Raw genomic sequence first — 26,394 nt, 5'->3', positions numbered from 1 at the left:
CTGTGTAATCAGGTACTTGGTGTCGGGTTACACGGTATCTTCGACTCCTAAGATTTTTCCCTTCTTGACATTTTTGGGCAGGAGCCTGTTCGAACCGACTTTATGGTCACTTTTACCTTGCAGGAACAAGCGATCCCTCTTTTGGCAAACGGTATGGCGTTTTTACGCGATGCCTAATGGTTAGACATAACGGATAAGACATGAAAAAACTTGCACTCTTTATCAGCGCAGCGCTGTTAACCGCCCCTTCTTTTGCTAATGATGAAATTCACGTCTATGCAGCCTCTTCGATGACGAATGCTATGAATGATTTAGCGGCTGCTTATGAGAAAACACACAGTGATGTCTCGGTGGTAACGGTTTATGCAGGTTCGTCATCGTTGGCTCGTCAAATTGAATCGGGTGCACCTGCCGATGTGTTCTTATCCGCGAACGAAAAGTGGGTTAACTACCTAATTCAACAAAAGGTTGTGACTGCGGATAAAGTTTCTTTGGTGGCGGGTAATCAACTGGTTTTGATTGAACCAGCCAAGGCTCATATCAAAGCATTTGATGTGAAAAATAAAGGCGAATGGACAAAATTACTATCCCAAAGCCATATGGCCGTTGGTAATACTGCCTCAGTGCCAGTGGGGATGTACTCTAAAGAAGCTCTGCAACACCTTGGTGTGTGGGATACCGTTCAGCCTAAATTGGCACAAGCGAATAATGTACGTCTAGCGTTGGCACTTGTTGAACGTGGTGAAGCAGATCTAGGGATGGTGTATAAAACGGACGCGGTATTGACCAATAAAGTCAAAATTGTCAGCACGTTTGATTCTAGCTTACATACCGCAATCCACTATCCATTAGTTCAAGTGAGCGACAGCTCTAAAGCTGCTGATTTTGTAAAATACGTTAAATCGGCTGAAGGTAAAAAAGTGCTGAATCAATATGGTTTTAACACAGATCTAGGAAACCAAAAATTTGCTGCCAAGTAATCTGCAATTTCTTAGTGATTATGAAATGACAGCACTGTTACTCAGCCTTAAAGTGGCTGGGTTTACCGTGTTGTGGTTACTGCCAGTCGGGCTATTACTCGGCTGGTTATTGGCGCGTAAAGAATTTGTCGGTAAAGGATTACTCGATAGTATTATTCACTTACCCATGGTGTTGCCGCCTGTTGTGGTTGGTTACTTATTGCTTATTAGCATGGGGCGCAAAGGTTTTTTAGGTCAATGGTTCGCTGATTGGTTTGGTATTACGTTTAGCTTTAGTTGGCGTGGCGCGGTGCTTGCGTGTTCGGTGATTGCACTTCCCCTTATGGTTCGCTCGATTCGATTAAGTATTGAAGGGGTGGACACCAAATTGGAACAAGCGGCGCGAACCCTAGGTGCGTCTCCTATCAAAGTCTTTTTCACTATTACGCTACCTTTGACTATCCCCGGTATTATTACTGGAGTGATGTTGTCGTTTGCTCGCAGTTTGGGCGAGTTTGGTGCGACCATTAGCTTCGTTTCGAATATTCCCGGTGAAACACAGACCATCCCCTTGGCGATGTATAATTTCTTAGAAACCCCAGGTGCAGAAATGGATGCGGCCCGTTTGTGTGTGATCTCCATAGTGATTGCATTGATCTCTTTGTTTGTGTCTGAATTGGTGAGTCGCAGAATGAAATTGCGTTTGGGAGCCAACCGATGAGTGAGCTGGCTTTACAATTTCAAAAGCAGTTGGGTGATACCTTTTTTGATATCGATATTGAATTACCTAACCGTGGCATTACTGCAGTCTTTGGCCGTTCAGGTGCCGGTAAAACTTCACTTATCAATGTGATTAGTGGGTTAATTCGTCCTGAACAAGGAGAAATACGCATTGCCGAACGGGTGCTGTTTAGCAGTAAAAATAAGGTGAATTTGCCGATTGAAAAACGCAGAGTAGGGTATGTATTTCAAGAGGCTCGCCTGTTCCCGCACTACACGGTAAAGGGGAATCTGCATTATGGCATTAAGCAGTTTGATGCTGATTATTTTGACTCTGTCGTCGAATTGTTAGCGATTGCGCCATTACTAGAGCGTTACCCTAATGCCTTATCGGGAGGCGAAAAGCAGCGTGTGGCGATCGGCCGTGCCTTGCTATCACAACCTGATATTTTGCTGATGGATGAACCTCTTGCATCACTTGATTTACCCCGTAAACGTGAGGTGATGCCGTTTTTAGAGCAACTTGCCGACAGGATTCAAATCCCCATTCTTTATGTTACGCACAGCTTGGATGAAATATTGCGTTTAGCCAATTACTTGGTGCTTATTCAAGAGGGGCGAGTAGTCAATGCAGGGAAGGTCGAAGCGGTATGGAGTTCAGAAACTATGCGGCCTTGGCATGACTTGAGCGAACATAGCACGCTTTTTGCGGGAGAAATTTTCAAGCAGCATGATGAATATAGCATCACTGAACTGCGCCTCGCACCACAAGTTCCTCTGTGGGTACAGCAGGTAAAAGGAGAAGCAGGCGCTGCTGTACGTTTGCAAATTCGAGCCACCGATGTTTCCCTAGTTCTTGATAAGCCAACTACGACTTCCATTCGTAATATCTTGCCAGCAAATGTGAAGCAAATTGAACATCGACAGCAGGAAACGGGCAGTCGTTATGTGGATGTAAAATTGGAGCTAGCTTCTGATTGTGAGTTATGGGCAACCATTACGGAGTGGGCTTTAGATGATTTGCAATTGAAAATCGGACAAGCTGTATTTGCACAGATTAAAGGGGTGAGTATTTCCCAACAAGATGTAGCAGTGAGCCGATGATCTTAATGATTCCATTGTGATAAAGCCGGCCAACAGGTAACAGATGTTGGCCGGCTTTTGTTTACTATTTACCGCGAGCCAGTTTATGATGGGCTCGAGAAAAATGGCCTGCACAGAACGCACCAACAATCGATAACTCACCCGCCAGACAGAGTCCTGCAACCACTTCAGCAAGAGCACGAGATTGCCCTGAACCGTATAACCCCAAAAGTTTTAAGCACGCGCGCTGGGATGGAAGTGCCGTACCGCCGCCAACGGTACCGACCATAATGTTGGGCAGGGTAACGCTGGCACACAGCCCTCCCTCTTTGGTTTGTTCAAAGCGAGTCATCCCTACCGCCGATTCAGCAACGCATGCGGCGTCTTGGCCACATGCAATATAGAATGCTGCTAACGCGTTGGCGTAGTGCGCATTAATTCCTATCGAACCGCTTAATAGCCCACCTGTCGTGGTCATATGGCCAAATTGCACCATCTTTTCTACGCTCGTATGGAGATATTTTTCAATAAGATACGGTGGTAAGTGTACTTCAGCGGTTACTTTTTTACCGCGCACGTTTCTTAGTGTATGAGCATTAGGCTTTTTATCGCCTGATAAATTCGCGTCCAAAAAAGCATAGTTTGGTTCAATCGGAGAGGTTTTTAGGATGTAATCAAAAATAGCGTTGGTGGCAATGGTTACCATATTCTGACCGCTTGCATCACCAGTGAAATATTCGAAAACGAGATAAACGTGATTACCTTCGATGTTGACGTTAATGTCGTTTAGCCGCCCAAAGCGGGTGGTGTTTTCTGCGAGCTGCTTAAATTGGTCAAATTGGGTCATGATCCATGCGACGAATTGCCCTGCTTCAATGAGTGAAGAAAAAGCGAACCCAGGGCTGCGTGTCACACCTTCGCTTAGAAGCATGGCAGATGCTCCGCCAGCAGCTGTGATCAGTTTGCTACCTCGATGGTATGAGGCAACTAAAGCCGCTTCCGTGGTGGCAAGTGGTACAAAATAGTCGCCATTGGCGTGTGTCCCATTAATGCGCAGCGGTCCTGCGACCCCAACAGGCACTTTTACTGTACCGATAAAATGCTCTATGTTGTTTTTATACACATCCATTTGTTCAGTAGTTACTGAATCAAGTAGGGCATCTTTTACATCTTCATCATCCAGCACTTGCCACCGTTTAGACACTAACTCTGATGTTAGGCGACCACTTGCTACCAGCTTTTTAGTGGGGCTATGTCGTTTAGGGGCTAAGGCACTATTGAGTTGAGTGTTTTCAGGTAAAGTCATAGATAAGACTGGGGCTGTTGATTTCATGATGAGTTCATTGTCATTATTTGCCTGCATTGTACTCATTAGGCCAATAATCACAATTGTTTATACCCAAATGAGCTACCAAAGGGTGAGTAGTACTCTTTGAAAATCATTTAGAGGTCACTTGGATATCGGTATTGCATTTGTAAGTGGTAACTATGTAGTGGGGAGAAATTGGATATGGGGATGCAAAAGAAAAAAAGAGAGACATAAAAAACGGCTCAATCCGTTTGAGCCGCCTATTTAAACACGTAAATCAAGCAAACTACCTAACATGTCGCGTTCTTTTTGCACGACCGTGACACCTGCTCGGTTGTACTGCTGTGCTTGGTTCAGCTTAATCAGGGAATCAACTTGATCAGGATGGGTTGTGTGATGAGCATGAGCTTTTTCCACAGCATCCTGTTGAGCCGAATCGACCCGATTAAATCGCAAGGATTGATCTTTTTGTTCAAGAGCTTGGGTTTGTTGAAGCTCTTGCGCTGCTTCATCGGCCATTTTCTTCGATTGTTGAAGAATGGCATACCCGTTATTACCTGAACCTACAGATGAAACTGACATAATCATCACCTCGTTACGGTTAAAGTTTATGCGTAGTTAGCGTTTTTCGCAAATTACGCGATACCTCTTTATTACGTACCTAGCAGTGCTTGCCTACTGAGCATAACCTTTTTACCTAAATCAGAAACTTAAGAAAAAAGGCTCGCTAACATGTGACGTTCTTCTTCTGTTAGTAGCTCGTTTTTATTGTGTTCAAGCGAGTGACTAATTTCACCTTGTAAAGATCGTAATTGTTGAGGTGATAATAACTTGAGCTGTTCTTTCATGTATTCAAACTGTGTACTTGACATACGTTCGTCTCCAAACAGCAAAAAAGCGCTTGATGCAGATGGCGTATAATCTGTGTTATTAATTTTTTGCCACTTTTCTGTTGTTAACTTTGTCATGGTCTATACTCACACAACGGCGTTTCAATCGTCTTCACACCCATTATGTAAAATACGTAATCTTTGCACTATACCCAAAACACGGGATGTAGCGCTTATTTACGCCTTTTCTCATTTATTAGAGTTAACATACTATAAAAAGTTGCTTAAAAAATGTCCGCGCTTTGTTAAAAATGGGCTAAATGCGTGCAAGCCTAGGCAAATATAACGTTTTGACTAGGCTCGGAAGGTTGGGGGGAGAATTATATACGTTCTACGCGGACAGCAAACTTATCAGCTAATGAGTGCAGTTCCGGTAACATGCGGTAGATAAGGTGCAGTTGCTGTAGCACCAAACGAGCATTGCCTTCGTCTTCATCACGCCATTCTGCTAGCTTTTGCTCTAGGCCTGCATCATCAATTTTTGAAATGTCGCACTGCTCACAGTGCTCAAAAAGTTGCTGATACAAGACATCTAAATGTTGATGAATAATGCGATGTGAATCGAGCACTAGCTTATGAACGCTATCATCAATACGAGTTCGATGAGCGCCTAGAGCCGAGATGTAGCTTAACAGCGCATGGTTTAGCGTAAGAAAGCGAAAACTCTCTACTGATGCAGAACGATAACGTCCGGGCTCTGCCAGCATATTATTTACCGCCGCGGCCAATGCTGCATCTTGGTTGTGAGCATTACGTCTGGCGATGCGATAAGTCAGGTTATCGTTTTTCCCAACTCGATACTGACCTATGATTTGATCAAGGTAGCGCTTATTAGCTTCGATAGCATCTGCCATCACTTTATACAGTCTTTTCGCATGCCAGTCAGGCAATATAAACGCTACGGCACCCACTGAGAGGGCACAACCAATTAATGTATCGGTTAAGCGAGGAATGACGACGGCATAGCCTTGACCAAGTTGGTTAAAACAGAACAGAACAAGCACAGTAATAAAGCCGGTGGCGAATCCGTAATTAGCGAGACGAAAGGCAAAGAACATCACCCCAGAGGCGACAATAAAGGCGAGTTGACTTTCTTGAGACGGAAAGAGTGTTAACAACATGACCCCAATTAATAGGCCAATGACTGTACCGATAATGCGCGATGTAATCTTTTGCCTTGTCGCCGCATAGTTTGGCTGACAAACAAACAGAGTTGTCAGCAATATCCAATAACCGCGACCAAGCCCAAGCCCTTGCAAAATGAGATACCCGAGTGTTAGTGCGACGGACATGCGTAATGCATGACGAAATAGCAACGAATCGGGGTGGAAATTGGCACGCAGTTGTACCCACATCGTTTTTAATGAATGTGGCTCGTTATCTTCCAGTACGTTTTCTTCCAGTTTATTGGCATCCGGGTTACTGATGTTATTGAGCTGTTTTTCCACCGTAACCAGGTTCGTAAAAAGATACCCTAACTGAGCGAGCAACGATCGCCATTCAGGGCGATTTTGTTGTTTTAAATGGTCAAGTGAAAGCTGCAGTTCATCAAGTGCGAGTACCGAATCGCCACTGTGTTCGTAAGGCTGGCCTAAGCGAACACATTCGGCTATTTCACGGCATGCTTTGGCTTGCGTTTCTAATAAATATTTGAAACGGAATAGAATGTCGGAGCGGCCAAAGTGGTCACCTAACTCTTGGTAACGATAGTGGGTTGAGCTAACGCGTTCGTGAATATCCTGCGCTAAAAAGTAAATACTGAGGAATCGGTCGCTGGCACTGTCGACATGGCCGCGTTTAGCACGAGTTAAGAAAATAGCTTTGGCTTGATTAAGTGCGTTAACAGTGGCTGCATTGAGATTGGCTTCATTAATACGAAATGGCTGTGGCGTAAATTGTGATGTTGGGTAAAAAAGTTGTGCTTTGGCATCCAGATAATTCGCCATTTGTTGAAAAACAGAAGCCAAGCTTTGCTGAACGGGTTGCATTGGCCATACGACATACCACACCATTGATAAAACAAAATAGCCTGCGGCACCACTCAGTAACAACAAAGGTTGAAACCAAATATTAGTACTTTGATCTGCACCCAGCATGGTGTAAACCGCCAGTAGCAAAGAAGCAAATGCGATACTCGCATATCGAGTTCCAAGCGCACCGAGCATGATAAAACCAAAGGTCGAAACAAACAGGCCTAGCGTAAACCACAATGGATGATTAAATAAGATTTCAATAGAAAAAGAGGCGATAGCAAAGCAAACAAACGTGAGTGCAATGGCTTTGAGTCGACCTGAAAAACTGTCGTCTCTTTCTGATAAAGCGGCAGCTATCACGCCTAAAATAAGAGGGGTGACCCAAGTGTTTAGATTATAGTGCCAACATGGAATAACCACTGCCAAGAGCGTGACAAGAATCAAGGCACAGTAGTTAAGGGTTTTATTGGCCCAATAGAGCTTTAAGCGGTTTGCAATCGGCACGATAGTGTATTCAGTCAATCAGTGAGAAAAGGGGATTTTAACAGATGCTAAGAATATACCCAAATGACCTCAAGATGCAGAATTCAGAGTTTTATCAACGAGCACAGGTTAAGCTCAATGACGGAAGGAATACTCATTCTCGTGTATAACTGTCTGAACGAGATAAAAAAAGAGTGAGATAAGTGGGAATCAAAACTCGGTGAATATTGACATTATTTTTTCATTCTCATACATGATTAAGGTATGATGAGGCCGAATCCAATGGACGAGTTATTACCAATGCAGCTAAGCGCAAACAAGACTGCACAGTTTTTTATTTCTAACGAATATCATCAAATAGAGCTTGAGAAAGACATCCTTATTTTGTCTTCGCAGCAGACCGAAGAGCGTATTCCATTTCATATTTGGAATGGCTGCGTAAAATTGCATCATGGTTTATTGTGGGGATCGCTGCAGTTTTTTGCTCACGAAGAGTCGGGAGTACAACGTTCATGGTTAGTACAAGGTTTACCTTGGCCTGAGTGTCGAGACTTTGCCAATTATGTCGTGAATATGTATCAGCAATGGCACGATAAACAGTGTGAGCAATTAAGTCAGTATGTCCCTTTATGGCAGCAAGAACTTGCTCAAATGCAATCAATTTCAAGCTTTTTACCTCATTCCCTCGCCAACGGTTGGGCCAATAAGGTTTTGAAAGACCTTGATAGCATTGGTATGAGTATTGAAGAAACCTACCAGCGTTTACCCGGCGTGATGGCGCCAATGATGCCATGGCTTCTCAATACATCAGCTCAATTGAGCGAACGCAATCAAGCATGGGTAGAACAAGAGCGTCAATCTTGGACCTCTTTATTTGATTCTATCGAATCTTCCCCTTTGAACTTAAGTCAGCAGCAAGCTGTGTTGCTTAACGATGATCACAACTTGGTGTTAGCGGGTGCAGGTTCTGGTAAAACCAGTGTGCTGACGGCTAGGGTTGCGTACCTGCTACAGAGCCAACTTGCTCAGCCGGAAGACATTCTATTAGTGGCTTTTGGTAAAGAAGCAGCCATCGAAATGGAACAGCGTATCCAAGGGAAAGTGGGGGCGCAAAGTGAAGGGGTGCGAGTGAACACCTTTCATCAGTTGGGGCTATGGATTCTTAACCGCGTTGAAGGGAGCTGCGTCACTCTGTCTCCGTTAGCATTAGATGATAACCAGAAACAAGCTTGGTGTATTGATTGGCTCAAGCGTCACTGGATGACACCAACCAACTTTAAGCGTTGGCAAAAGCATTTATCAAGCTGGCCTATCGCCTATTTAACCGGGGATGATGAACTTGGTAGTCAGGTAGAGAATCCTAAATTGATCGCCTGGTTAGCCCAACAGCTTGATCAATTGGCTCAATTGGGATTGAAAAAGAAACAGCTTCAAGAGCGTTTAATTGAACATCCTGATTATGCTCGGCTTAACAGTGAGCTTAACTTATGTTGGCCATGCTATCAGGCATGGCAGCAGATGCTAAAAGAGAATGATGAAATCGACTTTAACATCATGATCAGCCGCGCAACGGATTACGTTGCGAAAGGTAAGTTTCCATCCCCTTGGAAGTTCATCATGATTGACGAGTATCAGGATATTTCTCCACAACGCTTGGCATTGATTCAGGCGTTAGTTGAACAAACACCACAAGGTTGCAATCTCTTTGCGGTGGGAGATGACTGGCAAGCTATCTATCAGTTCGCTGGAGCGGATGTCAATTTGACGACGCGTTTTGCAGCGCGTTTCCCGTATTCAACCATTCATCATTTAGATACGACTTATCGCTTTAATGAACAAATTGGCTTGGTCGCGAATACTTTTATTGCGCAAAATCCGAACCAATTGGACAAAACGCTTAATAGCTATAAAGCACAAAAGCAAAAAGCCGTTTATCTCACACCTAATCAGAATGTGGAAAAGGTTCTTGATCAACTTAATCGTAAAGCAGACGGTTTAAAAACCGTATTATTACTGGGGCGAAATCACTACCATAAGCCCGAACTGCTTAAAGACTGGCAACAGCGATATCTCTCCCTAAAAATGGATTTTATGACGTGTCATGCGAGTAAAGGGAAGGAAGCCGATTTTGTGATTATTTTGTGCGTGGATGAAGGTCAATTCCCTGCCAAAGTTAAGGCGGTGCATCTCGATGGGGCACTGAATCAAGGCCGTGATGATTTTCCTTACGCGGAAGAGCGACGTCTATTTTACGTTGCGCTTACTCGCGCCAAAGAAAAAGTTTGGATCACTCATAGTGGTCAAGGCTCTGCTTTTGTTCAAGAACTCGTTAATGGCAATTACCCTGTAGTTAAACAAAAGTAATTTCAAAGGGTTAGATTGCGGAAAAATAAAATCGGCTAATTTAAGATGATAAAAGACGCTCAACCTTTAATTGTTGTTGAGAATGAGCGATGCTCTAACTGAGCATTTGATAGGTGAATAGAAACAGTGTTAAAAATTTTACAGTGGTACAACGCTTCCCTTAGCCGTCGGATCAGCAGTGTCTTCATGGTGTTATTGACGATTTTGTTGATCGTGATTGCTTTCTCTATCAGCCAACTGCGTGTGATTGACGCAGAGATGAAAGAAGTTGCTTATATCGATGTACCGTTAAATCAAATTATGGAACGTGTGCAGATGTTGCAATTGGAGCAGCATATTTTGCTGGAGCAATTTCGTCTTAAGGAAAGTGATCCAAATGAAAAAATGAGTCCAGCCCAAGAGTTTACTTATCAAAAACAGCAGATGAAAAAACAACTTGATCTTGCTGTTAAACTCTTAGCGGATAGCTTTAAGAACAATACAGTTCGTTTTAAAAAACAGCAGCACCACCGTTTACTTACCGAGATAGAAGACTATCACCAGCATAGTGATTTATTTGAACAAGCCTTAGAGCAAGTGATCATCAATGACACTTTGGATGATGCTCACAAGCGAAAACTCGAACGTCTTGCATCCAATCTAGAACTCTCCGTAAAAAAGATTTTAGATGAGATTAACCATATGACTATCGATGCTAGCCGCTATACACAAAAGCATGAGCAAGAGTTCTTATGGATAAATATTACGTTAGGTATTTGTGCACTATTAATAGGCTTACTACTAACTAGCTACATTATTCAGTTTTTCCGTAAGCGCATTGCGCGAATGAAGCATGATATTACGCAAATCGATTCGTCTTTAGCTGCGGGGATGCCGTTGCCTTTTCCGCAAGTTACTGAGCAAGACGACTGTTTGGATGAATTTTCCGCTCTTGAACGAGAGCTTAAATTGGTCATGGGACGTTTAGCACAAGAAATTGAAAACCGAGAGTTGGTCGAGCAGCAATTATTACGTTTAGCAACCCATGATAAGTTGACAGGGGCATACAACCGTCATAAATGGGATGAACAGCTAAAATGGCAAGTGTCTCTTGGTCAGCAAGGGTCGTTATTTAGCCTAGTGCTGTTGGATATTGATTATTTCAAACGTATCAATGACCAATTTGGGCATCCTGTTGGTGATAAAGTCTTAACTCATTTATGCCAGCTGATACAAGCGGAGCTTGATAATACCGCCATGTTATTTCGTATTGGTGGCGAAGAATTTGCCATTATTCTGCCTCTTCAAAATGGCCAAATGGCAATGCAATTTGCAGAAAAGATTCGTGTCAAAGTGGAACAGAGTGCCGAACAGGAAATCCCAGCCTACACTGTGAGTATGGGAGTGTGCGAGTTTCAAGCACAAGACAGTGTCCGAACGCTATTTAACCGAGTTGATCAGGGTCTTTATCATGCGAAAGGACAAGGTCGTAACCAAGTGATTCTTGAGTAGTTTCTAACTACTTTGTTATTGCGTGTTTAATTCAAACCTTAACTGCTTATTATGAAAATTATTGCTTGGTATAATTCATCACTAAGTCGTCGTATTAGCAGCATTTTTGCTGTGCTGCTAACGATTTTGCTCATGGTGATTGTTTTTTCGATATACAAACTGCGCATCATCGATTCTGAGATGAAGGAAGTGGCGTATATTGATGTGCCCCTCAATCAAATTATGGGGCGCATTGAGATGCTGCAATTGGAGCAGCATATTTTGCTGGAGCAGTTCAAACTTAAAGAAACCACCGATCAACACAAGCGGACTCCCAGTCAAGAATATGCCTATCAAAAAAGGCAGATTAAGGATTCACTTGATAAAGCGGTCGAGCTGATCATGTTGAATCTTGAGCAAAACCACATTCGTTTCGAACGTGGTCAACACAGACAATTGCTGCAAGAAATTGAACGTTATCATGAGCATAGTAACCAGTTTGAGCAGGTGCTGGGTGATGTGCTTGATGGTCAAGAGACGCCATTAGACAAAAAAGTCAAATTGGAAGATCTCGCTAATCAGCTAGAAAGCTCTGCACAAGCAATTCTCAAAGAGCTGAATAAACTCACCGATGATACTAGCCGCTACACCGAGAAGCATGAGCAGGAATTTTATTGGATCAATATTGCGCTAGGATTGTGTGCGACCATGATAGGCATTGCTTTGACCGCCTACATAGTGCGCTTTTTTATGCTGCGTATTGCCCGTATTAAACAAGATATTCAAAACCTCGATGAGTCGATAAAACATGGTGAAACGGCTGAATACGATGGCCTAATTAACGATGATTCACGTGCTTTAGATGAGTTTAGTCAGCTTGAAGTTGAGCTAAAACAGATGATGGTCCGCCTTGCTCAAGAGATCACCAACCGTGAGCAAGTTGAGCAACAGCTTTTGATTTTGGCGACTCGAGATAAGCTCACCGGTGTGTACAATCGTCATAAATGGGATGAACAGCTTAAGCTGCAAATAGACCTAGCGAGTCAAGGTAGCCCGTTGAGTTTGATTCTATTGGACATCGATTATTTTAAGAAAATAAACGATCAATATGGTCATGCAGTGGGAGATAAAGTCCTTAAACACCTATGTGGCTTACTCTCCAACTTACTTCGTTCTAGCGACCAATTGTTCCGTATTGGTGGTGAAGAGTTCGCCATTTTAGTGCCACTCCAAAATGGCCAAGCGGCGTTGCAGTTGGCAGAAACATTAAGAGCCGCCGTCGAAAAGTCGATAACGGACGTTTTACCAGCTTATACGGTGAGTATTGGCGTGACTCAGTTTCAAACAGGCGATACAGTTAAGTCTCTGTTTAATCGAGCGGATCAAGCGCTTTATTGTGCTAAGGCTCAGGGACGTAATCAGGTTGTGATGTAGCAATAAGTGGTGAACCTACATCCGCATCACATAATGAAAAGGAAGCAAAATGACGCAAGTTTTACTGTTAGTTGATGTGCAAAATGACTTTGCACCAGGTGGGGCTTTGGCTGTACCACAAGGAGATGAAATTGTTCCGATCATTAATCAATTATTACCTTGCTTTGATCATGTTATCGCGACGAAAGATTGGCACCCTAAAGGCCATGCGAGTTTTGCCTCTACTCATGGTGAATCTGTTGGTAGTGTGATTGATCTACGTGGTATCAAGCAAATGATGTGGCCAGATCATTGTGTGCAAAATACGGCCGGTGCGCAGTTGATTGCCAGCTTGCAGCAGAGCCACATTGATCATGTGGTATTGAAAGGCACTCAATTAGGTATCGACAGCTACAGCGGCTTTTTTGATAATCAGCGCCAACAAGCTACCGGATTAGAAGCTTATTTACGTGAGCACAATTATACCGATGTGTATATTGCGGGATTAGCGACAGATTATTGTGTTAAATTTACGGCATTGGATTCGGTATCATGTGGTTTTAATACTTATGTTATTAAAGATGCTTGTCGTGGTGTAAATATTAATATAAATGATTCTGAAGATGCATTTAAAGAAATGGAAAACTCAGGTTGTAAAATGGTAGTTAGTGGCGATATTCTTACCCATTGTTAATTGTCAAGTTTATGAATTTGATGGCTATTTATTAAAATTTCTAGTTTTTTCCTCTTTTATTTCCTTATTTTATTATGGGCGCAAAGCCCATAATTTGACTTTCAGTCCCTAAATATGCGTCCTTTTCATTTTTCTCGATAATATTTTGGGATCCGCTTTCCAATTCATATTTATATTAAAACATCACACGAGCTAAGAAGTTAGAATTTTATATATAAAATACCGTTTCATTTTAAATATAAGCAGGTGAGTATTAAATTTTTAGGAGTGGTAGCGAAATGATGAAAAAAGTGAAAAAAGGAGTGTTATGGCGCGCGTGCAGTGCTGTTGCTCTTACAGTGGTAAGCATGTCTGCATTGGCAGAGAATTGTTCCTCCATGCCGACCTCTGGCGGTACCTATTACCTGATTAATAAAGGCTCAGGTCAAGCGTTAGACGTGAATACTAACGATACCAGCACTGTACCGAATGTGATTACTTACGAATTTTGGGAGCCGACAAACCAGCAGTTTGTTCTGACCAAACAAAGTGACAACTATTGGGAAATAAAATCGGTTTATAACAGCAAGCTGTTGGAAGTGTTAAATTCATCAACCTCTAATGGCGCCAACGTAGACACTTATACTGATTGGGACGGTGATAATCAGCGTTGGGAGATCAAAACAGACTCCGATGGTGGTTTTAAAATCGTTAACAAAAACTCTCAACTCTCTTTGACTGTTGCTGGTTCAAGCAATGGCTCTAATGTCTACCAAAATTCCGATGAATCACTTAGCTCACAACGTTGGTATATCAACCCCGTTTCTGGCTCTTGCAGCAGTTCTTCTGATACCGACCTTGTAGGTTTTGCATCACAATCGGGTGATGACGGTTTATCGACCACAACCGGTGGTGCCGCAGGCAGTACCGTTACCGTTTCTAGCTGTTCTGCGCTGACTTCAGCATTAACTTCATCATCTGCTCAGGTGATTCAAATTCCTGCTAATACGTCAATTGACTGCCGTACTTCCGCGCGAACAGTGGCTGCTTGTGCCCTAGATTGTTCTAATTGGGGGGACAGCGGTAAAACTTGGTATCGTATTCCAACGAGTAGCCAAAGCTGTAGCGAGTTCGATGGCAGCACATCCAGCAGCACCGTTAATGTGACTCGTAACGAGTCGACGATTTATGTGAAATCCAATAAAACGTTAATTGGTTTAGGCAGTGGTTCGAAAATTATTGGTGCCAACTTGTACTTGAGTGGAGTAGAAAACGTCATCATTCGTAATTTGGCCATCAGCACGATTAACCCTTCATTAGTTGAAGCGGGTGATGGCATTACTGTGAATGACAGTAGCCACATTTGGGTCGACCATGTTGCCTTTAGCAATATTAGTGATGGTTATGTTGATGTGGATAACAGCAAAAACGTGACTGTAAGTTGGAACCGTTTTTATGGTTATAACTCACAAGTGTGTGCAAGTCAGCACTGGTATACCAATTTAGTTGCTGATTCGGAGGTCACTTTCCATCATAACTTCTGGGATACCGCTGCAGGACGTAACCCTAAAATTGATGGTGAAGACGCGCGAGTTCATTTGTTTAATAACTATTGGAAAGACATCACTTACTTCTCGATTGGTGGTGATGATAGCGCGCAAATTCTGGTTGAAAATAATTACTTTGAAAATAGTGCAAAACCACATTGGAATATTGGTAGCGCCTATTTTAGTGCCTCTGGTAACACTTACACTGGCGTGTCATCAACCGACCAGTACAAGGACAGTGGTTCAACCGTTTTCTCTGACGTGAATATGTACAACTACACGTTAGAAGATCCGAGTGTTTTGGGTAGTGAGGTTGACGGCGGTACTGGTCCACAAGACTAGTATTGGCTGTTTAATTACGTGTTTTGGGCTCGGTAACGAGCCCTTTTTTTGTTTCGATAGAATGTAGGGAAGGACAGAAAAATGCGTTCCGTTTAGGTGCGTTCGGCCAAATACGCTTGATAGTCTGGCACTTCAATGTCCACTTCTTGATTGATCAAATCTGAATTGAAAATGAACTTAGCGCTAGCGCGGTTAGTGGCAACAGGAATGTTCCACACGCTGGCAATACGCAGTAAAGCTTTAACGTCTGGGTCGTGTGGTACAGCATTGAGAGGGTCCCAGAAGAACACCAAAACATCGATTTTACATTCTGAAATCAGTGCGCCAATTTGTTGGTCGCCTCCCATTGGGCCACTGATCATGCTTTTAATCGCCAGTCCTGTTTCTTTGCTTAACATCCCACCTGTCGTGCCAGTTGCATAAAGAAAGTGCTGCTGTAATTTCTCTTTGTTTTCTTGAACCCAACGCAGTAGTTCACTTTTGCAGTTGTCATGAGCAACCAAAGCAATGTGCTTGTGGGCGTTCAATGTCCGTGTGGTTTTTTTCATTTTTTTCCCTGATGCTCCAAGAAAGATCAGTATGTCTACGCTGAGAGAACATGATCTTGATTTACGTTATTTAGTGTTTGATGTTATACGAATTAAAACGCCATTTCAGTGACCTTGTCGATCATCTCATGCCGGTATTTATAACCCATTGGCCTCTAGATGCTGTTTTGGTGAGAATATTAGCTAACAAATAAGGCGCCTCAATGAGGCGCCTTTTCATGGTGTAGAAAAAGTATGGTGTGGTAAAACGGCTCGTTTAGACGAGTGCGTTTTGTAAGATTTGACGAGATTGAGTAAGAGTAATGGCGTTATTCTCGCCAAGAGCGGTCATGCCATGGTGTTCTAATTGTTTCACCACGGTATCTACCGCCTGTTCGTGACTCATACCATGATCGGCAAATTGAGTGGCTACATCTAAACTATGATAGAAGGCTTCGATTGCATCAATAGTACGCTCTGCCAAATCTTCACCTGCAGACAATTGGAATACATTACGTCCCATTTGTTCTAACTTGGCACGTTTTGCTTCAATTTGATTGCGAAGTAGTGAAGGTTGCACAATGGCTAATGAACGACCGTGGTCGACATGCCAAAGTGCCGTCAGCTCATGACCTATCATGTGTGTAGCCCAGTCTTGAGGTACACCTGTACCGATCAAGCCATTCAGTGCTTGGTTTGCTGCCCACATAAGGTTGGCGCGCCACGCATCGTTGTCACGCTCTGCAAATTGATCACCAACTTGTTTTAGAGTTCGGAGCAACGTTTCAGCATAACCGTCTTGAACCATGGCATTGGTTGGCATAGTAATGTATTGCTCACAGGTATGAACCCAAGCATCGACAATGCCGTTGATCAACTGGCGTTCAGGTAGTGTCTTCATTACATCTGGGTCCATCACAGCAAAGCGTGGTTGCACAACTTTGGCATGGAAAGCCAGTTTATCAGCAGTTTCTTTTTTGGTAATCACGGCACCCGCGTTAGATTCTGAGCCGGTGGCAGGCAGTGTCAAAATTGCGCCAAGTGGTACTGCGGTGACGACATCGTGTTTTTTGGTCAAAATATCCCAGCCATCACCATCATAATGTGCAGCAGCTGCAACGTATTTTGAACCATCAATCACTGAACCTCCGCCAACTGCGAGGATAAAGTCGATGTCATCGTGTTTAACAATCGCAACGGCTTTGTCGAGCGTTTCTTTGGTTGGGTTGGCTTCGACGCCAGAGAACTCTTGCCACTGATGTTCGGCTAGCGCACTTACGACTTGATCGTACACACCATTGCGTTTGATTGAGCCTCCACCGTAAATCACCAATACTTTTTTATCGGTCGGAATTTCACTTGTGATGGTGGCAATTTGTCCTTGTCCAAAATGGATACGAGTTGGATTAAAGTAAGTAAATTGCATCTGACACTCCAATTGCTGTGTAAATGGGGATGTTTCCCATTTATTGTTATAACGCCCTGCGGTATATACCTAACTGACCTCAAGATGCAGAATTCAGATCTTCCTCAACGGGCACAGGTCAAGCTCAATGACGGAAAGAATGGTCATTCCCTTTCAACGTCACTGGGTATAAGACACACAGAACTTAATCATGAATGCATAATAATCCGCGATATAAGTGCTTAATAGGGGGATTTCTCTATTTTAATTGCCTATTCCTACAATTTATGCGAGCGTGAGCAGAAATAAGTTAAGGGGGAAATAATGAGTGACTTGGTTGAACTGATGACACGTTATGTTGAGCAACAAAAGTTGCACAATTTGGAGGGTATTGTCGATACGGTCATTCCAGGAATTCGGTTTTTTCGCAGCACAAAAACTCAGCCTAAAAAGCCATTCATATATGAATCAGGCACTTTTATTCTGGGGCAAGGGTATAAAAAGATCACTGTTGGAAATGGTAAACAAGTGACTTACGGTCCAAATGACTATTTGGTGGCTGGTGTCCCCATTCCCCTTGAGTGCGAATCGTTTGGTTCAGAGCAAGAGCCAATTTTAGGGTTGAGTGTTCATTTTGATCATGCTCTGCTAATGCGGCAAGTCGCTTTGCTCGAACAGCATGGCAGGGCTGCTCCCTCTAAACGCAAAGATTGCTGTGGCGTGAAATCAGTGGCGATGAGTGATGTTATGGTTTGTACCTGTGAGCGAATCATGCTGGCACTATTGGATCCAACCGAAGCGCACGTATTAGCCGAGGGGTTAATCGCGGAACTGTTATACCGTGTATTGACTGACAGTGAAGGGCATTTGCTATTTGATCTGGCCTCTTATGAAGGCAATTATGCTCGTGTGGCAAAATCACTCGCTAAGGTTCATCGGGATTATTCTCAGAATTTAACGGTACTCGATTTGGCGCAGGAAGCGAACATGAGTGTTTCGGCTTTTCATCAAGCTTTTCGTGATGTCACCATGGAATCGCCGTTGCAATATGTGAAAAAAGTAAGGTTAAACAAAGCCCGTGAACTGATTCAGGTGGAAGGTATGCGAGTGAATGAAGCCGCCCGGCAAGTAGGTTACGCTAGCGCATCACAGTTTAATCGCGAATTTAAGCGTCTGTTTAATGAAACGCCGAAGGGGCAAAAAGTGGAGTTGGATTCAACCTACTAAAAGGGGAAGAGGAACAGCAAAAGTTTACTCTTTTACAAATCGCTAACTCCGACCATACTCTCATTACCCCCAAAAAAGAGCATTTACGTGCTCCTGATAAAGCCAAGCCCACGTTCTCAAAAGTTCGTGGGCTTGTTTTTTGTTAGCCGTGAATCACTTATCTAGACGACGGGCGTCACTTAAACTGAGTTTCACTTAAATTGATAGCTCTCTGGCACGACGACAATGCCTTGCTCTGAAATATAGAAACGTTTAGCGTCTTGCGCTTTGTCTAAACCAATGGTGGTATTTGCGGGAATGTTGACGTGCTTGTCAATGATGCAGTTGCGTAATTGGCAGTTAGGACCGACATTCACATCATCAAATAAAATGCTGTCGAGTACTGTTGCGCCATCATTAATACGTACGTTACATGAAATGATGCTGTGCTGAACCGAACCACCAGAGTTGATCACTCCACCTGCGATAATAGAATCGATAAATATCCCTTCATTACCGGTGGCTGAAGAGACGGTTCTTGCTGGTGGATATTGGGGTTCGTAAGTGCGAATCGCCCAATCTTGTTGGTACAAGTCCATTGGTGGGATGGGTTCAAGTAAATCCATATTTGCGGCGTAAAATGAATCAATGGTGCCCACATCACGCCAGTAGCAATCGCGGTTGACGCGACCCTTTTCACCAAAGCGGTAGGCATAGACATTATGGTTGGGAATCAAGTCTGGAATGATGTCTTTGCCAAAATCGTGGCTTGAACTCTCTATATCTGAGTCTTTTTGCAGGGCTTGTTGCAGTACATCCATATCGAAAATGTAAATACCCATGGATACCAAACTGCGATCCGGTTGATTTGGGATTGACGGTGGGTCAAGTGGTTTTTCGATAAAGGAGACGATACGATTAGATTCATCGGTTGCCATTACGCCAAATGAACAGGCTTCAGCACGGGGCACATCCATGCAAGCGACTGTTAGCCCTGCCTTTTTAGCTATGTGCTCTTCTAACATGGCCGCATAATCCATACGATAAATATGATCCCCAGATAATACGACGACGTATTTTGCCTCACTGCGGTTTAACAGCCATATATTATGGAATAGAGCATCGGCAGTCCCTTCATACCATTTGCCACCTTTGCGCATCTGTGGGGGAACTGCAGTAATGTACTCATTGAGTTCGGGATTGAAAATTGACCACCCATCACGCAGATGTTTTTGTAATGAATGGGATTTATATTGGGTTAGGACCAATATGCGTCGCAGGCCGGAATGTAGGCAGTTGGTCAATGTAAAATCTATGATTCTATATTTACCACCGAATGGAACCGCGGGTTTGGCGCGATCATCCGTGAGAGGCGACAGTCGGGAGCCGACACCACCGGCTAATACAACAGTTAGGGTATCTTGCATCTTATTTCTCCCTGAAATTATGCAATGTTAACCAGCCAAACGACTGATTGAGGTATGCTTAACTAATTGAAACTAGTCTCATATCTTGTGGTATTTATATCAGATATGGCTAATCAAAACGAAGTCTTTCTCTGCAAATTCACCAATTTCTTTCTTCACCAGTGAGTTTGTGGTGTTCCTCAATATGAGCTGTTTAAGCCAATGCTAAACGCAAACGCGCTTAAACCCATCCATGGGGCTTGACGTTATTACTCTAGACAAAAAACGTTGCTTCTCGGTGTCACTAGAAAATAACTATATGTATACCCAAATGACCTCAAGATGCAGACTTCAGAGCTTCATCAACAAGCACAGGTCAAGCTCAATGACGGAAGGAATGGTCATTCCCTTTCAACGTCATTGGGCGCTGAAATGGGCTTGTTGATGAGCTCCCAAAGGGCGAGTTGTATTCGCTCCTATGCTGCGTTACCGATTTTCTACGTAGAATAACTAGGTATTCAAATCGGTGCCTTGCCTATGAGCGAATACATTCTCGCTGAAACCGCATCTTGAGGTTACTTGGGTATAACCTAGCGATGAAATGCACGACGGTTACGGTCATTTTATAAAACGTACTGAATTTTGATTATGCTGGCTTTCGCAGACGATATATCCTCACTCTAACGTAATTCAAGCTGCGTGAAAATCAATATTAGTCATTCTAACCATATGGTTTAATTGAAAAGTTTACCTAACATAATCGGTGTGACGCCTCAAGGTAGGGCAGAGTATGCGCTACTTAACACTCTTTTCGTCAACAGCCAGTTCCACGAATTTAATAACTTGTGATCTCAAACTGCTTCTGTCTCTTTAGAGTTTGAAAAAGCGCACACTTTGCCATGAAACCGGTTGCGGGAGTGTTTTTGTGGGGTAGTCTGAAACCGGTTGCAAAAAAGAATAAATCCTACAAATTGAAACAAAAGGTGAACGCATGGCCTCAGCTATTAGAGATTATGCCCAACTCGCAAAAGATATATTAGAAGAAGTGGGTGGGCAGGATAACCTGAAAGATTTTTCACGTTGTGCAACTCGTTTGCGCCTAATTTTAAAAGAAGTTCCAGAAGGTGCAGCCGATAAAATTAAACAAATGCCCGGAGTTATCACAGTGGTTATTGCTAGTGGTCAATTCCAAGTGGTACTCGGGACGCACGTTGCCGATGTGTTTGCGGCAATGGGAAACTTGGTTGATAAGAGCTTCTTAAGTGCAGGTGAAGAGAAGACTCGCGTGCTTGATGCAGTGATTGCTTCGATGTCTGCGATTTTTGCACCACTACTGTTCATTTTGGCGTCTGCTGGTATTTTGCAAGGGGCTTTAATTGTTACAAAACACTTTTTCCCGGGCGTGGTTACGTCAGGTACGTTTGAAGTGCTTAACTTTTTATCTTGGACACCATTTTCATTTCTTCCAGTGTTCATCGGTTTTACCGCGGCGAAATATTTCCGCTGTAACCCATACATTGCGGTCTTGTGCTGTTGTGCATTGATTAACCCAAGTTGGGCTGAAATTGCAGGTAAAATTGCCTCCGGTGAAGCCTACACTTTCCTCGGGTTACCTTTAGCTAAAACCGTCTATTCATCGTCAGTTCTTCCTCCTATTTTCTTGGTTTGGGCACTCTCTTACGTTGAGCGTTATACCAAGCAAATTTTGCCAGATGTGGTCAAAGAGCTGTTTACCCCGCTAGTGTGTATGGTCATCATGGTTCCACTGACTTTGGTTGTTATTGGTCCAGTTACCAGCGCTGCAGCAGGTTATATTGCTGTGGGTTATAACTGGTTATATAACGCTGCGCCAGCGGTTGCAGCAGCGGTTGTTGGTGGGTTCTGGCAGGTATTGGTTATCTTCGGTATTCACTGGGGTACAACACCTTTAGTGTTCGCCAACTACGAACAATTTGGCAAAGACTCGTTCCAAGTATTCCAAACTTGCGCTGTGGTGGCACAGATGGTGGCGGCATTTGCTTGTGCTTACAAATCGAAAAATACTATCGTGAAAAAGACCGGTTATTCTGCTGGGATTACCGCGATCTTCGGTATTACTGAACCTACATTGTACGGCATCACCTTACGCTTCAAAAAACCGTTTATCTGTGGCTGTATTGGTGGCGCGGCAGGTAGTTTGGTGGCGAGCTTTTTCGATACTCACTACTACGTGTATGCCGGTTTATCCAGCATTATCACCACGGTGAACGCAATTACACCTGAAAACCCATATTCATTTATCGGTATGCTCTCTGGCGTTGCTGTTACCTGTGTGGTGACTACCATCCTTATTTTTGTGATTGGTTTTGAAGATCCAAAAGAAGAAACCGGTGATGAGTCTAAAACCGTAAAACCGGCGACAAAAGCTGCAGTACCTGCTTCTGCTGCAAGCCAACAGCAGGTGATGTTAGCTAGCCCAGTAAAAGGCATTGTTGTTCCTCTTGCGACCGTAAACGATGACACCTTTGCGCAAAAGCTATTGGGTGATGGTGTGGCCATTAAACCACAAGAAGGATTGGTCACAGCGCCTTGTGATGCGGTGGTTTCATCGGTGATTGAGAGTCAGCATGCGGTTGGTTTGACTTGTGCAAATGGCATGGAGCTCTTGATTCATGTCGGATTAGATACCGTCGCCTTGAAAGGTGAATTCTTTAATACCTTAGTTACGTTAGATCAAACAGTGAAAGCCGGTGAGCCACTCATTCGTTTCGATTTAGAAGCCATCAAAGCCGCTGGTTATGACGTGACTACACCATTTATTGTTCTTAATAGTGACGAGTTTAAACTGCAGATTTTGGATGAAGAAGAACATTCAATCGAAATGGGCGAACCCGTAATTCAAATCGCATAGGAGTTGTTATGAGTAACGTTTTTCCCGAAGATTTTTTGTGGGGAGGTGCGGTTGCCGCACACCAGCTAGAAGGTGGCTGGGATAAAGGGGGAAAAGGCGTCAGCATTATTGATGTGGTAACCGCAGGTGCCCATGGCAAACAGCGCCGTATTACCGACGGCGTACTGGACGGTGAATTTTATCCAAACCATGAAGCAATTGATTTTTATGGTCATTACAAAGAAGACGTGAAGCTTTTTGCTGAAATGGGCTTTAAATGCTTTCGAACCAGTATTGCCTGGACACGCATCTTCCCCAACGGTGATGAAGCGCAGCCGAACGAAGCTGGGTTGCAGTTTTATGATGACTTGTTTGATGAACTGTTGAAATACGGTATTGAGCCTGTCATTACGTTGAGCCATTTTGAAATGCCATACCACTTAGCGAAAGAGTACGGTGGTTGGTTGAATCGCAAGGTGATTGATCTCTTTGTTAAGTTTTCCATGACGGTCATTGAACGTTATCAGCACAAAGTGAAGTATTGGATGACGTTTAATGAGATCAACAACCAAAAACACACCCATCCAGACATTTTTGGATGGACCTGTTCAGGTATCTTACTTTCTGAGCAAGAACGACCTGAAGAGGCGATGTACCAAGCCGTACATCACCAGTTTGTTGCGGCCGCAAAAGTGGTGAAACAAGCGCATGCTCTGAATCCTAATCTGCTGGTGGGCTGTATGTGCTCTATGGTGCCTTACTATCCTTACTCGTCGAACCCAGATGATGTGATGTTGGCGCAAGAGTCGATGCACGACCGTTTCTACTTCTCTGATGTGATGGTGAAAGGCCATTATCCAAGCTACGCCAAAAAAGAGTGGCAGCGCAAAGGCTATAACATTGTTATGGAAGAGGGTGATGAAGCGATTCTGAAAGAGGGTAAATCAGATTATCTTGGTTTCAGTTACTACATGTCTAACACAGTGAATTCTGCCATTGAAAACAACGACAGTAACAGTGTGGATGGCAGTGGTGCTCACTCAGTGAAAAACCCTTACCTGAAAGCGAGTGATTGGGGTTGGCAAATCGACCCAGTGGGTCTGCGCTATGTGCTAGCTACTTTATACGAACGTTACGAAGTGCCACTGTTTATCGTGGAAAATGGCTTCGGTGCGGTTGATAAAGTGGAAGACAACGGAGAAATCAACGACGATTACCGTATTGATTATTTGCGTTCTCACATTGAGGAAATGGGTAAAGCGATTAGCATCGATGGTGTTGATTTAATGGGGTACACCCCGTGGGGTTGCATTGATTTGGTCTCCTTCACGACCGGGGAAATGAAAAAACGCTATGGGTTTATCTATGTTGATAAACACGATGACAATACTGGAACGTTAGCCCGAGCTAAGAAAAAATCGTTTTATTGGTATCAAGATGTGATTGCGACCAATGGAGAGAAACTCTAATATTGTCGCCTTTGTGAGCCAGCTGTCAGCTGGCTCACTATCTTACGATAACTAGGCTAGAGAATTATTATGGTTACTATGTTAGACGTTGCCAAAAAGGCGGGGGTATCTAAATCGACTGTATCGCGCATTCTAAGCGGTAATACAGTGGTCAGTGAACAGGCTAAACTAGCCGTTTATAAGGCGATAGAAGAAACAGGGTATCGCCCTAACTTACTGGCGCGTCAATTAGCAACCAAAAAGACCAGTTACATTGGTTTCGTGATGACCAACGTACTGTATAACGGTCCTTATTTCTCTACCATCGTCTACAACGCTGCTTCGTTCAGCGAACGTAATGGCCACCAACTAATTCTTGCCGACGGTAAACACTCTGCCCAAGAGGAGCGTGAAGCCATCAATTTTCTCCTTGATATGAAGTGCGCAGGTATTGTGGTTTATCCCTCATTTCTCAATGAAGAGGAGATGGCTGAAATCATTGAGTCTTCTGAGACGCCTATCGTTGTCATTAACCGTCATCAAGCATCCCATCCAGAATGCGCTTTTGTGACCGACCATTATCAATCAGCAGTGCAAATGATGGAATACATCATTAGCCAAGGTCATACCAAGATTGCTTTTATCCGTGGTGTGGAAGGGTCGGCTTCCGGTGAGTGCCGCTTCAGAGCGTATCGTGATGTGTTAGCAAAACACAAACTAGTCTACCGTGATGAATGGGCAGTTGAAGGTCAATGGTTACCTGAAGGTGGGTATCAAGCCACCAAACAACTCTTTGCTGATGGTCAGCAAGTGACGGCAATTTTAGCGGGTAATGATGAGATGGCGTTTGGTGCGATGAAAGCACTTTACGAAATGGGTTATCGCATTCCTGATGATGTTTCGATTGCGGGTTTTGACAACATTTCAATGAGTAACTACGTCACGCCAACGTTAACCACGGTTTCTATTCCATTTGACCGCATGCTACAAAAAGGCATTCTTTACTTGATTGGGCAACAACAACAATCACAGGATCTTGACCTCAATTGTGAGCTAATTATTCGCAATTCTGTCGCTGAGCTCGCTGTTTAACCACGCTTTTATCACACATTTTTACTGTAATGGTTGTCACTCTTTGTCCATAAAGAGTGACAATGTCGATATTTTATTCGTATAAGATCATTTATTCTGCATCAACGCCTGCTGAAATAGAAATCGATTATCTCATCGGTTTCTTTACCATCTCTCCATCTCACGCTTTTGGCGTGTCATGCTGGGAGAGTTCATCCTACAGTGAAACTCATTTTTTCAGGAGTTGGAATGAAAAAGAAGGTTATCTTATATCGCACATTGCCAGAGGCGGAACTCGCGCGTTTACGTGATGCATTTGATGTCGTCGAATTTCCCGAGTTAAAAAATGCCAATCAGGACGATTTTCTTGCCGAATTAAGCAGTGCCGACGGTTTGATTGGTGCAGGTTTACCTTTGGGTGCTCAGCAATTAGATCGAGCAACCCAATTAAAAGCGATTTCAACGATTTCCGTAGGAACGGATGCTTTTGATCTTGATTATCTTAGTGCGCGCTCTATCCCTGTGATGCATACCCCTACGGTACTAACTGAGACTACCGCAGACACCATTTTTACCCTCATATTGTGTACCGCTCGCCGCGCTATTGAGCTGGATCGTTTCGTTCGCCAAGGTGAGTGGCATCAGAGTATTGGTGTCGACCAATTCGGCTCGAATGTGCATGGCAAAACATTAGGGATTCTCGGGTTGGGTCGTATCGGTACCGCGGTGGCTCGCCGTGGGCATCACGGTTTTGGCATGAATATTCAGTATTACAATACCAGTCGTAAAGAGCAGGCTGAGCAGGAGTTGGGCGCGAAGAAAGTCTCTTTTGACGAGTTGATTGAAACCTCAGATTTTATCTGCTCAGTTCTTCCTTATACCGAACAAACCGATAAGCTTTTCAATAAAGACGCATTTAATAAAATGAAATCGAGTGCTTTTTTCATTAATGGAGGTCGCGGCAAAACGGTTGATGAAGCAGCGCTTATTGATGCGTTGAAAAAAGGTGTGATCAAAGGGGCTGGCTTAGATGTCTATGAAAAAGAGCCACTGCCAATTTCAAGTGAATTAATTGGACTTGATAACGTGGTGCTTTTCCCTCATGTGGGGTCTGCCACGCATGAGACTCGTTACGCGATGGCCCAATGCGCGGTAGATAACCTTATCAATGCGCTAGAAGGTAATGTGGAACAAAATTGCGCCAATATTCGCCAGTTGAAACAATGATCTTATGAT

General features: G+C 43.6%; 22 protein-coding genes. 15 read left to right on the top strand and 7 right to left on the bottom strand.

Translation table 11 applies throughout. The annotated features are described in order from the left end of the window. Positions 1 to 200: 200 nt before the first annotated feature. The 3 genes from modA to modC are packed head-to-tail and all read left to right on the top strand — an operon-like array spanning position 201 to position 2,783. A complete protein-coding gene (modA, locus tag JCM16456_RS21030) occupies positions 201 to 980 on the top strand; it encodes a molybdate ABC transporter substrate-binding protein (RefSeq protein ID WP_068718166.1) in 780 nt (259 codons plus the stop codon). 25 nt (positions 981 to 1,005) lie between these two features. Continuing rightward, a complete protein-coding gene (gene modB / locus JCM16456_RS21025) occupies positions 1,006 to 1,680 on the top strand; it encodes a molybdate ABC transporter permease subunit (RefSeq protein ID WP_068719100.1) in 675 nt (224 codons plus the stop codon). After that, the gene (gene modC / locus JCM16456_RS21020; RefSeq protein WP_068718164.1) at positions 1,677 to 2,783 is read left to right on the top strand and encodes a molybdenum ABC transporter ATP-binding protein ModC; all 1,107 of its coding nucleotides are present in this window, start codon (positions 1,677 to 1,679) and stop codon (positions 2,781 to 2,783) included. The genes modB and modC overlap by 4 nt, the downstream gene beginning before the upstream one ends. Before the next feature lie 64 nt (positions 2,784 to 2,847). Here the strand turns inward: modC and JCM16456_RS21015 are convergent, their stop codons facing one another. The 4 genes from JCM16456_RS21015 to yccS form a co-directional block, all read right to left on the bottom strand. After that, positions 2,848 to 4,095: a hydroxymethylglutaryl-CoA reductase gene (locus JCM16456_RS21015; RefSeq protein ID WP_068719098.1), complete on the bottom strand. Its 1,248-nt coding sequence runs from the start codon at positions 4,093 to 4,095 to the stop codon at positions 2,848 to 2,850. A gap of 240 nt (positions 4,096 to 4,335) precedes the next feature. After that, positions 4,336 to 4,653 (bottom strand): hypothetical protein, encoded by a 318-nt coding sequence (locus JCM16456_RS21010; RefSeq protein ID WP_068718162.1) that lies wholly within the window; start codon positions 4,651 to 4,653, stop codon positions 4,336 to 4,338. A 128-nt stretch (positions 4,654 to 4,781) separates the two neighbouring features. Next, positions 4,782 to 5,039 (bottom strand): hypothetical protein, encoded by a 258-nt coding sequence (locus JCM16456_RS21005; RefSeq protein ID WP_068718160.1) that lies wholly within the window; start codon positions 5,037 to 5,039, stop codon positions 4,782 to 4,784. A 242-nt stretch (positions 5,040 to 5,281) separates the two neighbouring features. Further along, positions 5,282 to 7,438, bottom strand: coding sequence for a YccS family putative transporter (yccS, locus tag JCM16456_RS21000; RefSeq protein WP_068718158.1), 2,157 nt, complete (start codon positions 7,436 to 7,438; stop codon positions 5,282 to 5,284). A 279-nt stretch (positions 7,439 to 7,717) separates the two neighbouring features. Here yccS and helD point away from each other — a divergent pair, with 279 nt between their 5' ends. The 5 genes from helD to JCM16456_RS20975 all read left to right on the top strand — a co-directional run bounded on the left by helD (position 7,718) and on the right by JCM16456_RS20975 (position 15,226). After that, positions 7,718 to 9,781, top strand: coding sequence for a DNA helicase IV (gene helD / locus JCM16456_RS20995; RefSeq protein WP_068719096.1), 2,064 nt, complete (start codon positions 7,718 to 7,720; stop codon positions 9,779 to 9,781). A gap of 126 nt (positions 9,782 to 9,907) precedes the next feature. Next, positions 9,908 to 11,272, top strand: coding sequence for a GGDEF domain-containing protein (locus JCM16456_RS20990; protein WP_156430616.1), 1,365 nt, complete (start codon positions 9,908 to 9,910; stop codon positions 11,270 to 11,272). 51 nt (positions 11,273 to 11,323) lie between these two features. Continuing rightward, on the top strand, positions 11,324 to 12,685 hold the full coding sequence (locus JCM16456_RS20985) for a GGDEF domain-containing protein (RefSeq protein WP_068718154.1): 1,362 nt from the start codon (positions 11,324 to 11,326) through the stop codon (positions 12,683 to 12,685). 49 nt (positions 12,686 to 12,734) lie between these two features. Beyond that, positions 12,735 to 13,358 carry a bifunctional nicotinamidase/pyrazinamidase gene (gene pncA, locus JCM16456_RS20980; protein WP_068718152.1) on the top strand — a complete coding sequence of 208 codons (624 nt, stop codon included), beginning with the start codon at positions 12,735 to 12,737 and terminating at the stop codon, positions 13,356 to 13,358. A 278-nt stretch (positions 13,359 to 13,636) separates the two neighbouring features. Beyond that, entirely contained in the window at positions 13,637 to 15,226 is a 1,590-nt protein-coding gene (locus JCM16456_RS20975) for an RICIN domain-containing protein (protein WP_197655226.1), read from the top strand. Positions 15,227 to 15,318: 92 nt separating this feature from the next. Here the strand turns inward: JCM16456_RS20975 and JCM16456_RS20970 are convergent, their stop codons facing one another. Together JCM16456_RS20970 and JCM16456_RS20965 are read right to left on the bottom strand one after the other, a co-directional pair. Beyond that, complete coding sequence (locus JCM16456_RS20970) at positions 15,319 to 15,774, bottom strand: methylglyoxal synthase (RefSeq protein WP_068718150.1); 456 nt, start codon at positions 15,772 to 15,774, stop codon at positions 15,319 to 15,321. Between the two features lie 256 nt (positions 15,775 to 16,030). Continuing rightward, the gene (locus tag JCM16456_RS20965; RefSeq protein ID WP_068718148.1) at positions 16,031 to 17,179 is read right to left on the bottom strand and encodes an iron-containing alcohol dehydrogenase; all 1,149 of its coding nucleotides are present in this window, start codon (positions 17,177 to 17,179) and stop codon (positions 16,031 to 16,033) included. 84 nt (positions 17,180 to 17,263) lie between these two features. Between JCM16456_RS20965 and JCM16456_RS23915 the strand changes: the two genes are divergently transcribed. Together JCM16456_RS23915 and JCM16456_RS20960 are read left to right on the top strand one after the other, a co-directional pair. Then, complete coding sequence (locus JCM16456_RS23915) at positions 17,264 to 17,404, top strand: hypothetical protein (protein ID WP_156430615.1); 141 nt, start codon at positions 17,264 to 17,266, stop codon at positions 17,402 to 17,404. Positions 17,405 to 17,482: 78 nt separating this feature from the next. Beyond that, positions 17,483 to 18,385 carry an AraC family transcriptional regulator gene (locus JCM16456_RS20960; protein ID WP_068718146.1) on the top strand — a complete coding sequence of 301 codons (903 nt, stop codon included), beginning with the start codon at positions 17,483 to 17,485 and terminating at the stop codon, positions 18,383 to 18,385. A gap of 191 nt (positions 18,386 to 18,576) precedes the next feature. Here the strand turns inward: JCM16456_RS20960 and glgC are convergent, their stop codons facing one another. Continuing rightward, positions 18,577 to 19,791, bottom strand: coding sequence for a glucose-1-phosphate adenylyltransferase (gene glgC, locus JCM16456_RS20955; RefSeq protein ID WP_068718144.1), 1,215 nt, complete (start codon positions 19,789 to 19,791; stop codon positions 18,577 to 18,579). Between the two features lie 321 nt (positions 19,792 to 20,112). Here glgC and JCM16456_RS23910 point away from each other — a divergent pair, with 321 nt between their 5' ends. The 5 genes from JCM16456_RS23910 to JCM16456_RS20935 all read left to right on the top strand — a co-directional run bounded on the left by JCM16456_RS23910 (position 20,113) and on the right by JCM16456_RS20935 (position 26,385). Then, positions 20,113 to 20,280, top strand: a complete 168-nt coding sequence (locus JCM16456_RS23910) for a hypothetical protein (RefSeq protein ID WP_156430590.1) — start codon at positions 20,113 to 20,115, stop codon at positions 20,278 to 20,280. 481 nt (positions 20,281 to 20,761) lie between these two features. After that, positions 20,762 to 22,660 carry a glucose PTS transporter subunit IIA gene (locus tag JCM16456_RS20950; RefSeq protein ID WP_068718143.1) on the top strand — a complete coding sequence of 633 codons (1,899 nt, stop codon included), beginning with the start codon at positions 20,762 to 20,764 and terminating at the stop codon, positions 22,658 to 22,660. Between the two features lie 8 nt (positions 22,661 to 22,668). Further along, a complete protein-coding gene (locus JCM16456_RS20945) occupies positions 22,669 to 24,108 on the top strand; it encodes a 6-phospho-beta-glucosidase (RefSeq protein WP_068718142.1) in 1,440 nt (479 codons plus the stop codon). Positions 24,109 to 24,177: 69 nt separating this feature from the next. Further along, positions 24,178 to 25,179, top strand: a complete 1,002-nt coding sequence (locus JCM16456_RS20940) for a LacI family DNA-binding transcriptional regulator (RefSeq protein WP_068718139.1) — start codon at positions 24,178 to 24,180, stop codon at positions 25,177 to 25,179. Between the two features lie 228 nt (positions 25,180 to 25,407). Beyond that, on the top strand, positions 25,408 to 26,385 hold the full coding sequence (locus JCM16456_RS20935; RefSeq protein ID WP_068718137.1) for a 2-hydroxyacid dehydrogenase: 978 nt from the start codon (positions 25,408 to 25,410) through the stop codon (positions 26,383 to 26,385). The last annotated feature ends 9 nt before the right edge of the window (positions 26,386 to 26,394 follow it).

The organism is Vibrio tritonius (genome assembly GCF_001547935.1).
Classification (GTDB): Bacteria; Pseudomonadota; Gammaproteobacteria; order Enterobacterales; family Vibrionaceae; genus Vibrio; species Vibrio tritonius.
This window is presented reverse-complemented; position numbering and strand designations above follow the sequence as displayed.